Origin of the sequence: Streptomyces sp. NBC_01237 (assembly GCF_035917275.1) — a bacterium.
GTDB lineage: Bacteria > Actinomycetota > Actinomycetes > Streptomycetales > Streptomycetaceae > Streptomyces.
In genome coordinates this window covers 315,635-328,326 of record NZ_CP108509.1, presented here as the reverse complement: position 1 = coordinate 328,326, position 12,692 = coordinate 315,635, and the positions used below count along the sequence as shown (strand labels likewise).

Genomic DNA, 12,692 nt, shown 5'->3' with positions numbered 1-12,692 from the left:
GTCAGTACTGCTCATCGATGACAGCGGCGGCCGTCTCGGCGAGGAACGGGCCCGAGGAGGCATCGTGCGGTGACCCGTCGTACGCCGGGGGCCGAGCCGCGGCGGTCAGGCGCCGCCGCACCAGCGCGCGGACCGCGTCCCGGCCGACACGGTCTTCTGCTTCACCGGACGTACCGGGGTGACCGGTGCCGGTGCCCGGGTCGAAGCCGGGCAGCAGGACACCGACCTCGATACGCGGCGTCACCGCCCCGGCCGCCCGGTCAAGGTCCAGGTCCGCACCGCCGGTCCATATGTCGTCCCGTCTGGCGAGGGGCACCCGGCCGGGGCGGCCACCGTTCACGTTGATCTCCGCGACGAGGAGCACACCGGCGGCGGGCGCCGCGATGTGCGCGACAGCCTCGACCTCGATCCGCCGCCGCGCGCCGAGTGCGCGAGCGGTCCAGGACACCGCGTTCTCGGCCGCGTCGACGAAGCCGGGCGGGTAGCGGCGCCAGTCGTTGGTGCCCGAGCCCCGGGCGATGACCCGGCCGCCCGCGCCGGGCGGTCCACCCGCCGCGAGGGCGTAGCCGTCGTGCCGTGCGAGCGGCGCGCCGGAGCGGGCCGGTGTCCCCGCCGGACCGTGCGGGCCAAGGGCGGACCGGAGGCGGCGCAGCGCCGTCCCGTCCAGTCCGGCGCTGTCCGCCGCGTCGTCGATCAGGCGCAGGACACTCTCCAGGTGGCGTGCCGTGTCCGCGGGCGGTGCCGAGCGCCACCACTGGATCAGCGGTTCGAGGGCGGCCCGGTGCTCGTCGATCAGTTCGGCCGCGCAGTCGTCGGGCTGATCGTCGTCGAACAGTTGCTGGCACCGGTGGGTGAGCGCGGCCAGCTCCAGGCCGAGCATGTCCGGTTCGAGCGCCGGTATTCCGTCCGTGTACGAAGCCGGCCACCAGCGGGCCGCCCAGTGCCCGAGGCCGAGCCGGGCCGCGCTGCCCGCGAGGGCGGTCGAGTCCGCCGCCACCCGTATGACGGCCGGCTCACCCGGCGTCCGGTCGTGGACGGCGGCGGCGACGCGCTCGCCGTACAGCGCCCACAGCCACTGCTGGGCCCGTCCCGTGTCATGGACCTCCGCCGACGGCGGGCCGGGGTCGCCGAGGACGGGCCAGCTCAGAACGGCGCCCGCGACATCGAGAACCGCCCGGGTGAAGTCGGGGCCCGAGGCGGCCGCATCGTCGTGGGTCCCGGCGTGGCGGAGGGCGGGATGGGCAGTGATCCGGACCGTGCCGTCCTCGGCCCCCGTGACATCGACGTCCCTGTGGGCCCGCGCCATCACGCGCTCCTCGGCCCGGCCGCCGGCGCGGGGGCCGCGGACAGTGTGCGCAGCGCCGACCGGACTCTGGCGCGGTGGTCCATCATCACCGAACGGGCGACCCCGTCGAGCACCGCCCAGGCCGACGCGAGGTCCTCCAGCGGTGCGTCGCGGACGTCCCGCCCGTGCAGCCGTACCCACAGCCGCCGCATGTAGGCGGCCCACGGGGTACGGAGGTCCTGGGCGAGGGCGTCCAGGACGCCGCCGTCCGGGTCGGGACGGGGAGAAACGGTCATCCTGCGGGCGCGCAGGACCGAGGCCTCCCGTCGCCAGCGGCTGTTGACGGCCCGGTGCGCCGCCGTCCGCCCCGGCGTGTGCTCCCCGGTGCCCAGCGGATCGAGGCCGACCGCGAGCCGGCCGCCGAGGACCACGGCGACGCGCAGGCTCTCGTCGTTCAGGCCGAGTGGAGCGCAACTGCGGAGGGCCTCCCTTCCGACGAGTTCCGGCACCGTCGGCAGTTCCTCCCGCCGGGCCGACGACTGCAGGACGACGAAGAGCCGCTCGAAGAGCGTGCGGTCCAGCGGCGCGGGAAGCGTGGCTGTCGACGCGCCCCGGCCGACCTCCGGGCGCGGCGGCACCTGCCGCACGGTCAGCCCCAGATGCGTCGGCAGGTCGTCGCGGCCCCAGGCACCGTTCGCGTGTTCCCACAGCGCCCTGCCGAACAGGCCTCCGAGTCCCGCCTCGACCATGGACGCGTACGCGGGTGCGTTGCCCGTCCGGTCCGGTGCGCCACAGGCGTCCAGGACCTCGGCCGCCAGCGCGACCGCCGCGGACGGGTCGGCGGCCGGTGCCGGGGGACGGCTCTCCCAGGCGGTGGCCAGCTCCCCGTCGAGCCGGGAGCGCCGGGCGGCGTCGGCCAGATAGCTCTTCAGCGCCTCCACCGTGCGTCCGTCGGCCGTGTCCGCCACGTCCTCGACCACGGCCCTGGCCATCGCGTCCGCACCGGCCGAGGGCGCCCCGTGTTCGGTGGCCAGCTCGAAGCAGCGCTGGAAGTACAGATCCTGGGGATTGCCCGCCACGATGCCCAGCGCCCGGCGGGTCCGCTTGAGCAGCGTGAACCACTGCGCCGTCGCCGCGAGGCGCGTACCGGACTCCCGGATCAATTCGTCGAGGCGCGCGGCCTGCTCCGGTCCGAGGAAGTCCGCCGAGAGTTCCGGACGCAGCGCCGGCCTGACGATCAGCGGCAGCACGATCAGTTTGACCGTCCGGGTCAACGGTGCCCCGCCCGGGCCGCTCAGCGATTGTGCCAACGGGCCGAGACCACGCCAGGCGTGGTCGATGACCATGGCGCGCGGTCGGCGCTCGCCGTTCTGCTGGCTGGGGGGCGGCATGGGAGGAGGGTACGCCGACGCGAACGGGCGGACGAACCTGGGATCGGTAGGCGTCCCCGGCCGCCTAGCGTCCCTACCGTCAGCCAGGGCCGACAACGAGGGGGAACCCATGACCGGAACGTTCGTCCACGCGACCCGGCCGTCCTCGTGGCTCCGTACGACGAGGTCGGGGGCCGGCCGACCGCCGGCCGCCCCCTGTGCCTGACATCACCAGAAGGGAAGAACACCATGGGAATCTTCGGGAAGCGCAAGAGCCGCGAGGAACGGGCCGCCGAGATCGCCGACAAGGTGGCAGGCGGCAAGGGTTTCTACGGCCGCGCCACGCGCGCCTTCCTCGGCGACGAGGACTTCGCCAGGGTCCAGCAGTCGATCGGCGCGCACCACTCCGCCCTGGACGTACAGCAGTTGCTAGCCGCGGGGGTGCCGACCATACCCGCCGTCGTCGTGTCGATCGCCGACACCGGCAAGCTGGTCAACTTCGACCCGATCGTCGATCTGGTGCTCCAGTTCTCCGGTACGGCCGATCGCATCACTCTCCAGACCATCGTCTCGAAACTGGTGATCCCGCGCGTCGGCGACCCGGTACTGCTGATCGCCGATCCCGCCCGGCCCGGTGGCTACCTCTATGCCGGGAGCGGCGTGACGCCGTGACCCCGGCACCGAGGTACGAAGCGACTGCCGCCGGTTCCACAGGCTGACTTCCGCGGAGAAGGGCGGGGGCACGGATGAGTGTTGACGACATGCTTGCGCTGTGGTGGGTGGTGCCCACGGGGCTGGCGTTGCTCGGTTACGCGCTTTCGCTGGCCGGTCTGACCCGCGCTCAGCGGGCGGATTGGGTGCAGGCACGGATCGTCGAGGTGGGACAGCCGGCGCACGGCGCCTCCAAGTGGCCCGGGATACCCGTGACGGTCGCTTTCCGGGACCCGGCCACAGGGCGGGAGTTCATCCTGCCGAACGCCGGGAAGCACGGCAGCGCGATCGAGGAAGCCTGGGTGGGCCGTGAGTTCGAGGTGCGCTACCCACCCGGGCGGCCTGACCGGTTCCGCGTGGTGCTGGACACCGCGGGGGAGAAGAACGGCCGCATGGGACCGAACTGTACGGTCGCCCTGCTCCTGATAGGGCTGGCGATCCACGCGACCGTCATCCGGGGCTGGCCGGCGGCGCTGCTCGGCTTCGGTGCCCTCGTCACGGCCTTCGCGGCGGCCAGCCCCGACATCCGCCTGGCGCGCGCCCGCGACGCCCTGCTGGCCTCGGCCGTCGCCGTTCCGGCGCGTGTCGTGGCCGTCACCAAGGACGTCTACACCGACGGGGAGGGCGACGAGCTCGTCAACCACGCCCCCGTCGTCACCTTCACCACCCTTGAGGGCACCCCTGTCACCGTCCTGTCCCGCGACGGCATCCGCGCTCCGGGCCGGTCCCTCGGCCGCGAGCTCACCCTCTACTACGCCCCCTCCGACCCGGCCGTCTACACGACCGACCTCGCGGCCGACCGCCGTGACAACGAGAGGTCCATCGGTGTGATCATCATGCTTCTGGTCGGAGGGGTCGCGGCGATGGTGACCGGCGTGGCGATGCTGTGACCCCCTGCGCCCAGGCTCTCATCGGTGGGCGACCCGTCGACCAGGGAGACGCAGTGGCCGGGTCTTCCCGTGATGGGCGGCCCTCCTGCGGCCGGTCCCGTCACTGACCGGCCCGCTACGACAGTTGCGCGGTGAGCGCGGCGGGTTCGCCGAGGCGGGCGGCCGCCGTACGCCACGCCGCGGTCACCGCGGTGCGGGCGCGCGCCGTGCACATGGCGCGGTCGCCCGTCAGTTCCAGCGGTACTCCTATGTGGACGTGCAGGCCCGGTCGGCGCAACGGCGCTGTGGCCAGGCCGGCGAGTTGCTTCGTCACGCTCCCCGAGGTCACCCGGCGGGCTCCGGCCTGGCCCACGGGTACGACGGGGGCACCGGTGCGCTCGGCGAGCCGGGCCAGGCCGCTGTGGAAGGCGCCGGGGGCCGCCTCCGCGGCGTCCTTGCGGCGGGGCAGTCCGCCTTCGGCGTAGATGAGGATCAGCCGGCCACGGTCGAGCGCCCGGGCCGCCAGGTCGAGCGCGGTCGCGGCTCGCCGGTCTCCGCGGAACACCGGGATGTGCCCCTCACGGACGAGGGCGCGGCCGAGCAAGGGGATGCGCCACAGCCCCGAAGTCGCCATGACGACGGGCTCGATGCCCAGGCGGTACAGGGCGGCGAGCACGACGGCGGGGTCGGCGAGCGAGGTGTGGTTCACGGCGATGATGCTGCCCGGCGTGAGTTCGGTGCCGGAGTCGGTGGTGACCGACAGGCGGCCGACGCCCGGTGCCAGGATGTCGGCTATGCGGCTGAGCATGTGTGGTCCCCGGTCTCGACGATGATGTTGCTCCTCATCGTCGGCGGCGGGCACCGCCGGGGCGTGAGCCGTCGTACTCATCTTTCCGGTCCGCAGTACCCGGGGTCGGCGACCGGCGGCTGACCCCGGGTACTCCCGCAGCCGACAGGCACACCAACACCATGGACCAGGGGCGACATCACCTCCGCCCCGCCGAAGCACCACCGGGGCGGCCGGCGGGGCGTCAGTACCGCTCGCCCAACCAGTCGTACCAGTCCGTCATCCCCTCTCCGGTGGTGGCCGAGACCTTCAGCACCTGTAGGTCCGGATTGATGGACCGGGCGTACTTCTCGCACTGGTCGCTGTCGAAGTCGACGTACGGGAGCAGGTCGATCTTGTTGATGATCACGAGATCCGCGGCGGCGAACATATAGGGGTACTTGAGTGGCCTGTCCGTTCCTTCCGTGACCGAGATGATCACGGCCCGGCCGCCTTCTCCGAGGTCGAAAAGAGCGGGGCAGACCGGATTCCCCACGTTCTCGACCAGGATCAGCGATCCGGTCTCCGGCGCCAGGGCCGTGAGCGCGCCCCGAACCATCTCCGCGTCGAGGTGACATCCGGTGCCGGTGTTGACCTGCACGACGGCGCCGCCCGCGCCGCTGATCCGCTCGGCGTCGAGCATCGTCTCCTGGTCGCCCTCGATCACACCGATCGGACGGCCCTGACCGTTCAGGTCCCTGAGGGAACTGGCCCGCGAGGCCGGGAACCGGGCCGCCTGCGCGATCACTCCGCGCGCCATGAGCGTCCGGGCCCTCAGCCTCGGCCATATTCCCCAGGCACACTGCCTTGCCGACTCCGCTGTCGAGTGCGCGGGGCGAAACGATCCGGCAGTCCTGGCCCTCGTCCTCGCCCGACGCGGCCGCACGGATGCCGCACGACACGACGGAAGAGGTGCGGTGGCCGAGCTCGTGGACAGCGCCGACGCCCATGGTGGCGCGTTCGCCGCCTGCCCGGAGGCGGGCATCGAGTACAGACGCGCCCGGACGCCGCACGTACTGCAACGCCCGGGCGAGGCTGTGCCTGCCTTCCCGCCCTCAGCCCCGCACCGAGACCCGGGCCGGCACCGCCCCTACGCTCTCACCCGGCCCCGCCTCGCGGAGGCGCTGGTAGCCGACGGCCACCTCGAAGCGGCCTTGCACGCCCTGGCACATCTTCCTCGGCCACTACCCGCATGCCGTCGGCTCCAACGGGGCCGGCCGTGTGCCGGCCCGCACGCTCCAGCACAGGCGCAGCTTCCCGCGGCAGCGCCGGGGGCCGTCGAGCTGTTCGAGCGGGGCCGTGCCTCCTCATCCCGGCTGCCACGGTACTGACCGGGCGTCGGTCAATGGTGCCTTCGGCTCGGCGGTCGGCTGAACCGGACCGGGTTCCTGGACATCGGTGCCGTCCGAATCGTCCGACGGAGCTGAGCCTGTCCGTACTGGGCACAGGGCAAAGGGATCGTCCATCCGCCACAACTACCGCGTGCGGCGGGCGACGGGCCCGAAATGCCCTCGTGACGCGCATCCGTCCGGTCGAGGAGTCGTTTCCCCACCCCAACGGCCGACTACGGGCCGGCGCAGGTGGCTGCCGCACTTGTCGCAACAGCCAGTGGCTCGGCATGCGGCCGAGAAGCAGACCGTGTACTCCGAGGAGCGCCGGAAGCTCTCAGGTCCCGTCCGGAGCAGGGGCGAACCGGAGCAGCAGCATGGCTGCGTCGTCGTCGAGCGGTCCCTGGACATGGGCGGCCAGTCGGTCCCGCAGCTCCGCAAGAGCGTCCGCGAGGTCCGGGTCGCCGAGCAGGTCCGCGTGGTCCGGCAGGGGGAAGAAGTCGCCTTCGGCATTGCGTGCCTCGGTGGTGCCGTCGGTGTAGAAGAGCATCCGGTCCCCCGGCTCCAGCCGGAGCTCGTATCGGCCCGGTCCGTCCTCGTGCAGAGCGCCGAGTCCTCCAGGCAGGCCCAGAGGCGGCCCCGGGACTTCCGGTGCCGCCGTCAGGACGGTGCCGTCGGCCCGGTGCACCAGAGGCGGCGGATGGCCGAAGCTCAGGAGGGTCACGTCCCCCCGCTCGGTGCAATCGGCCAGCACCGCGGTGACGAACTCCTCGCCCTGTTCACGGCGCTCCAGCGCTTCCTCGATGTGTTCGGCCACCTCCTGGAGAGAGCCGTCGGCCGGTGCGGCCGCACGGAACGCGGTCAGGACCGTGACGGCGGACCCGACCGCTGTGAGGCCTTTGCCCTGGACGTCGCCGACGATGATGCGCAGGCCCCCAGGATGGGGCAGCGCCTCGTAGAGGTCGCCGCCGATGCGGGCGCCGACGGTCGCGGAGACGTAGGAGACGGCGAGTTCGAAATGGCCGCTGCGTCGGGGTACCTGTCGCAGGATCACGTTCTGGGCCGCGTCGGCGACTGTCTGGACGCTCACCAGCCGACGCTCGGCTCTCAGCCGGACCTCGCTGGCGTACGCGGCGGCCAGCGCGACGAGCGCGACCGCACTCAGTGCCACCGCCCCGCGCTCCGCCGTGACCCCCTCATCCGCCACGAATGCTCCGACGCACACGGCGAACGCCAGAACGCCCACGGAGAGTACGTAGCGAGGGCGGCCGGTGGCGGAGGCGAGCGCGGCCGGGGCCGCCAGCAGCGACAGCAGAATGGCAGATCCCGCGAGGACATCCACCACGATGACGAGAACGATCAGCGCATACGGCAGGACCACGACCACGCGCATCGCCGGACGACGCATGACACTCACAGCAGCCTCCGAACAGCTTTCTCGAGTCCCTCAACGCCCAAAACGTAATATATCGCCGCAAAGACACGTTCGTGATCGACAGGAAAGGGGCCACGGGGAGACACCGCAGTCAGGACGCGCCCCTCCCGTGTGGCGCGCCGTTGCCGGGGCCCTCCGGGCGATGAGCGATCTGGTGGCACCGACTCCGACCGGTTCGGCACCGCGTACAGCCCCGCGATCTCGTCCTGCAGACCCGGACACCGGCCTGGCGCGGGGCTAGCGCGTCAGTGTCTCGAAGCCGACATCTCCGCAGTACTGCACGACACGCCCCTCCGCCTCGGAGTCACTGTTGTTCATCGCCGCCACCGTCGCTTCCGCCAGGGTGCGGCCGCCACCGACGGACTCGTCCCGGAGCGGTCGCATCGCAAGGAAGGCGTCCTGAGCGACGGCCCCGACCTCGTCGTACCCTGACGAATCCGGCGCGTCCGTGTCCGCCGCATTCCGCGCCTTCTGCCACGCTCCCAGCTGCGTGCAGTAGTTCTCCCGCTGCGCGGTCAGCTGCTGCCCGTCCTTCCCCTCGGACGAGGAACATCCCACTGCCACCGCCATCAGGGCGAGGGCCGATACTGCCGCCTTGAGTACACGCACCGTGTTGCCCCCGAGTGAATCTGCGTCCTTGGCCCCTGTTACCTGCAACTCCCGCAGCAGGATACCCACGTCGGATACCTTGGCCGTCGCAGTGATCGCTCTTCGAGCTGCGCAGCGTTCGTACAGCGGCCACCGGTACGGTTTCGGCGGCGCCGAACAGCCCACGTGCCGGGGCGGAAGGGATTCGGTGCTGACCTGTGCGGGGGCTTCCGGGTCCGTCATGCGTGGGGCAGGCTTCGCCGGGCGGATTTCGTGAGCCGTTCGGCGAGAGCTTCGACGAGGCCGCGGAGCTCATCCGGGCGTTCGATGACGAAGGGCCGGTCCAGCGAGGCGAATACAGCAGGAAACCGGTCGAACCGCTCCGGCCGCTCATTGGCGGGCCGCCGCACGCCGGGCTCGTCGAAGTCCGCGTCGTAGGGCGAGGTCTCCAGCCGCTCCGGGAAGAGACCGAGAGCCCGGGTATGGGCAACGGCCCGCAGGCAGGGCTTGTCGCTGCTGACACAGACGCACTGGTCCCAACCGACCTGCACGGCGAACCTGTCCTCAGAGGGGATTTCTCAGCGCGATGTGCGCAGGAGAGCGTCCAAGGCACTCATGAGCTGGGCGACGCGACTCCTGCCCGTGGGAGCGAGCGGATACCGGACAAGAACATCGACCAGGACCGGCGTAGCGCGTCGCCGGGCCTGCTCGATCAGCTCATCTCCGACATCGGGATCGTCGCCTGCACTCAACTCGGCCACGCGCGCCGCACATGCGGCCCCGCGCAGGATGTGACCTACCTGGGTAGCCTTCGCGAGGGGATGCAGGTATGCGGCAGCCGCGGCGTCGCCGGCAGCACGCGCAGCAAGGCGTGCGGTCTCGGTGGGTGCTTCCTTCGCGGCCCGGTGGGCGTCCAACGCGGTGACGCGCTGCAACCTGGTCCTCCGCGCGCCGTTCGCGAACTCCCAGGCAGCATCAACGGCTGCGCGAGGCCGAGGATCATCGGGAACAGTCTCCTCAAACGCCGGAAGGACATCCTCGGCGCTTTCCACCACGTAGCGCACGACGACGCGCAGCTCTTCCACGGTCAGTTCGAAATCACCGGCCTCAGTCGTCATGACCCGATTCTCCCATCGACGTGGCGGGCAGGGGCGCAGCTCCGGAGCGGTGACCTGCACTCCGGCCGTGCCGGCGAAACTCGCAGGTCAGACAACGAACTCCGGCCCTGCGTGGAACGGTCCGCACGTATGCGGCGGACGCTCACGTGCGGTCGGGACAGCCTAAGGGCTGTCCCGTAGTCCCTGGTGGATCAGCGCACGGCGTCGGATGCGGTGCATCGCAAGGCGGAGGGATGTCCGCATACTGGATGTATTCGGGCGTTCCGACAACGCCGCGAGGTGCCGTAGCTGTCGTCGTGCGCCCGCCAGGGATTGCGGGACAGCCCTTAGCACTGCACGGTCAGCCCGGCCCGGCCGAAGCGGTGCGCGGTGAGGTCCTCGGGGCGGATGAGCCAGTAGAGGGTGCCCGCGTCGCCCCATTCCATCCTCGCGTCGCTGTCGCTGTCGAACTGGGCCAGCAGTACCCATCGTTGGGCTTCCTGGTCGTGCGACCGGTCGCCCCACGCGTGCATGCTGCCGAGCGCCCCATGCGCGATCTCGTACTCCACCGGGCCCTGGACAGGTACGGCGTGGCCGCCGATCCGGTGGCCGGTGCGGGTGCGCAGGCGACCGAAGGCACGGAGGAACGGCTTGAGCTCGGCCGAGGTGTCACGGGGGTGGTCCGGCCAGTCCCGGCCTTCGCCGAGCAGAGCGCCCCGGACCTGCGGCAGCCACAGGTCCGGGGCGCTCTGCTCCGTCTCGGCGGTGAGGCTCACGCGGGGGAACGGTTCCAGGTCCGGGGGTGCGGGTGTCGGGAAGACCGGTGTGTTCTCCGGGACGTACAGCACCTGGGCCCCGACCCAGGTGTCGGGATCGTCGGCGGAAACAAAAGCGTCGGTGTCGGTCCGGCCGTCGAAGTAGAAGAAGAGCAGGGTTCCGTCCTGTGGGAAGCAGTCGGCAAGCCCCTCGCGCGGCAGCTCGTTGCAGCGCACGGAAGCGATGAAGGACAGTGGCCCGTGCCCTGGCCACTCGGGCCAGCCGATCCCCGCTGGAAGCCGCGCTTTCCCACCGAGGGTGGCCACGGTCTGCTCGCCGCCCACGGCCCGACGAAGGCGTACACACGGGCGCAGGAGCGCTGTCCAGCGCTGGGCGAAATCGCCGGGGAGGTGCTCGGCGGCAAGCCGTGAGTATCGCTTGTCGGTCATGAAGGCCACTGTCCCCGGCACCACTGACACCGCGGACATCGGCCTCCTGTGTACCGCGTGTCCAGACGAGGAAGAAGAACTGATCAATCTGCGGAGGACCTTATGAGCCGGTCACTCGGCCAGGCTGAGAGCCGCCAGGTCGCCGCCGTAGCGGGCCGCCGTGCGCGGTCGGCTGTGTGGTGGCCCGGATGGCCACAACCGGTTCTGGTGGGCGCCGTGCCGACGAAGTCCCCGTTCCAGGTCATGGGGGCGTCCTGGAACGGGGGCCGACACCCGCCGGGACCGGCGTTCAGCCAGGCACACGGATCGATCGTCCTGGAGCCCGGGTCCCAGCGGGATACCGGTGTGCTCCACTCCCTCGGCCCGTGGTGCCGGGGGAGTGGAGGAGACGGGTGCGCCGGGATCGGTCGGGAGGTGGGGCCCGACAGGGCCCGCGGCGGTGTGGGGTCAGAACGCGGAGGTGTACGCGGTGAAGAAGGGGGCCTTCACCGGAGTTCCGCCGGGGCCGAAGCAGTTGACGTAGAGCTGGGCGGTACCGCCGGTCCTGGTCCATGGCCTGTACAGGCCGCAGTAACCGGGGCCACTTCCGTAGGCGGTGGCATGAGCGGTGTCCGAAGCGACGGCCACCGACGGCAGCGTGACGGCGAAGGGTGCTCCCGAGCCGCCGAGTGTGTTGGTGGCGCCGCTGGAGTTGTAGTTGGTCAGCGTGGGCAGCGAGCCGTTGTACCAGAGGTAGCCGAACGACTTCGGCGGGAAGGCCGGTCCGTGGACCGCCCGCAGATAGGAGTAGCTCAGGGTCCACTTGGCGTCGTACGGAGCGTCGGACGCGTCGTAGCAGGTGACCACGGCGGTCTGTCCGGTGGAGCCCGGCGCCCATTCGGACACCTTGCAGTGCGCCCCCTGTTTCGGATCGACCGCGGTGACCTGGAAGTTCCCCGCGTGGCTGGACAGCCCGAGACCGGGCAGCCAGGCCTTCCAGATGCCGGTCGAGCCCTTGCTCACCGCGTTCGTGGCCCCGGCGGAGTTGTACTGGGTGAGAACCGTGCCGCTGCTGTCGGCGTACACATAGCCGTACGAGCCGGTCGGCGGGGTGAGAGTGCCGCTGCTGCTGGTGTAGAGGACGGTGAAGGTGGAGTTGTCGGGTGCGCCGCTGGGCAGATAGCAGTTCACATAGACGTCTTCACCGGAGCCCGCGGGCCGCCAGTCGGCGATCTGGCACCAGTGGGCGGAGGCGTTGACCGCAGTGGCGTGCGCGATCCCGCCCCTGCCGCCGATCTGCGGGAAGTGGACCACGTACGAGCCGAGACCGAGTTGATCGACCTTGACGGGGTTGGCGGCCGGAGAGGCCCAGCTGCCCCACTGGCGGGAGGGGTCGGGTACGTACCCGGCGGGCGGTGTCGCGTTGTCCAGATAGGCGAATCCCCATCGGTCGGGGACGGCGGCCGGGCCGGCGACGGGGGAGGCGGAGGGGGCGGCGCCGGCTGTGGGCAGCGCTGCGGCCAGCAGTGCGGCCAACATGCCCATGATGAGCAGAACGGCCCGGACGGGTCTCTTCGACAGCGCTGGGTTACGGGTGTGCATAGGTGTCCCCCCTGTGGGTGAGGTCGGTACTGCCTGTGCGGTCCGGTGAGGTGGAGCGGAAGTCCGGCGTACGTAGTTCCGGGACGAGCCGCCCTGGCTGTGCTACGGGCCGCCGTGGAGAGCTGCGCAGGCACGCGTCGCCCGGTGTCTTCCGACGGGGTGCGGTCACATGCTTGGAGCCCGGCGCTCACAGTCCCAGAAGAACCGCCCTCTGTGGCGTTCTTCACCAGCCGTTCCGATATCCGCGACACCTGCCCCAGGGGCCCCCGGGACCACTCCACCACCACAGCACGCGGTGCCTGCCGGGCGCTCCGGCCGTTCCCCTGTGACCTGTCGTCACATCCCGTCCCGTCTGCCCTAGGCATTCCCCCGTGCAACAGCGCGGCACATGGCCGGA

General features: G+C 71.4%; 10 protein-coding genes and 2 pseudogenes. 2 read left to right on the top strand and 10 right to left on the bottom strand.

Annotation, left to right across the window (positions count from 1 at the left end; all coding sequences use genetic code 11):
• Window position 1: 1 nt before the first annotated feature.
• Both OG251_RS37865 and OG251_RS37860 read right to left on the bottom strand, forming a co-directional pair.
• Window positions 2-1,306 (bottom strand): hypothetical protein, encoded by a 1,305-nt coding sequence (locus OG251_RS37865; protein ID WP_326681802.1) that lies wholly within the window; start codon window positions 1,304-1,306, stop codon window positions 2-4.
• Window positions 1,306-2,676: a hypothetical protein gene (locus OG251_RS37860; RefSeq protein WP_326681801.1), complete on the bottom strand. Its 1,371-nt coding sequence runs from the start codon at window positions 2,674-2,676 to the stop codon at window positions 1,306-1,308. The genes OG251_RS37865 and OG251_RS37860 overlap by 1 nt, the downstream gene beginning before the upstream one ends.
• Window positions 2,677-2,904: 228 nt before the next feature.
• Here OG251_RS37860 and OG251_RS37855 point away from each other — a divergent pair, with 228 nt between their 5' ends.
• Window positions 2,905-3,327 carry a hypothetical protein gene (locus OG251_RS37855; RefSeq protein WP_326681800.1) on the top strand — a complete coding sequence of 141 codons (423 nt, stop codon included), beginning with the start codon at window positions 2,905-2,907 and terminating at the stop codon, window positions 3,325-3,327.
• Window positions 3,328-3,401: 74 nt separating this feature from the next.
• Window positions 3,402-4,256, top strand: coding sequence for a DUF3592 domain-containing protein (locus tag OG251_RS37850; protein ID WP_326681799.1), 855 nt, complete (start codon window positions 3,402-3,404; stop codon window positions 4,254-4,256).
• A 115-nt stretch (window positions 4,257-4,371) separates the two neighbouring features.
• On the opposite strand, the gene OG251_RS37845 is transcribed toward OG251_RS37850, so the two are convergent.
• The 8 genes and pseudogenes from OG251_RS37845 to OG251_RS37810 all read right to left on the bottom strand — a co-directional run bounded on the left by OG251_RS37845 (window position 4,372) and on the right by OG251_RS37810 (window position 12,232).
• Window positions 4,372-5,043 carry a lysophospholipid acyltransferase family protein gene (locus tag OG251_RS37845; RefSeq protein ID WP_326681798.1) on the bottom strand — a complete coding sequence of 224 codons (672 nt, stop codon included), beginning with the start codon at window positions 5,041-5,043 and terminating at the stop codon, window positions 4,372-4,374.
• A gap of 223 nt (window positions 5,044-5,266) precedes the next feature.
• A pseudogene (hypB, locus tag OG251_RS37840) lies at window positions 5,267-5,824 on the bottom strand (hydrogenase nickel incorporation protein HypB); the annotation flags it as partial.
• A 902-nt stretch (window positions 5,825-6,726) separates the two neighbouring features.
• Window positions 6,727-7,797, bottom strand: a complete 1,071-nt coding sequence (locus OG251_RS37835) for a PP2C family protein-serine/threonine phosphatase (protein WP_326682758.1) — start codon at window positions 7,795-7,797, stop codon at window positions 6,727-6,729.
• Window positions 7,798-8,061: 264 nt separating this feature from the next.
• The gene (locus tag OG251_RS37830) at window positions 8,062-8,502 is read right to left on the bottom strand and encodes a hypothetical protein (protein WP_326681797.1); all 441 of its coding nucleotides are present in this window, start codon (window positions 8,500-8,502) and stop codon (window positions 8,062-8,064) included.
• A gap of 149 nt (window positions 8,503-8,651) precedes the next feature.
• Window positions 8,652-8,801 (bottom strand): annotated as a pseudogene (locus OG251_RS37825) (transcriptional regulator); the annotation flags it as partial.
• Window positions 8,802-8,990: 189 nt separating this feature from the next.
• Window positions 8,991-9,530 carry a putative immunity protein gene (locus OG251_RS37820; protein ID WP_326681796.1) on the bottom strand — a complete coding sequence of 180 codons (540 nt, stop codon included), beginning with the start codon at window positions 9,528-9,530 and terminating at the stop codon, window positions 8,991-8,993.
• Between the two features lie 326 nt (window positions 9,531-9,856).
• Window positions 9,857-10,714 carry a YwqG family protein gene (locus OG251_RS37815; protein WP_326681795.1) on the bottom strand — a complete coding sequence of 286 codons (858 nt, stop codon included), beginning with the start codon at window positions 10,712-10,714 and terminating at the stop codon, window positions 9,857-9,859.
• A gap of 447 nt (window positions 10,715-11,161) precedes the next feature.
• On the bottom strand, window positions 11,162-12,232 hold the full coding sequence (locus OG251_RS37810) for a hypothetical protein (RefSeq protein ID WP_326681794.1): 1,071 nt from the start codon (window positions 12,230-12,232) through the stop codon (window positions 11,162-11,164).
• Between the last annotated feature and the right edge of the window lie 460 nt (window positions 12,233-12,692).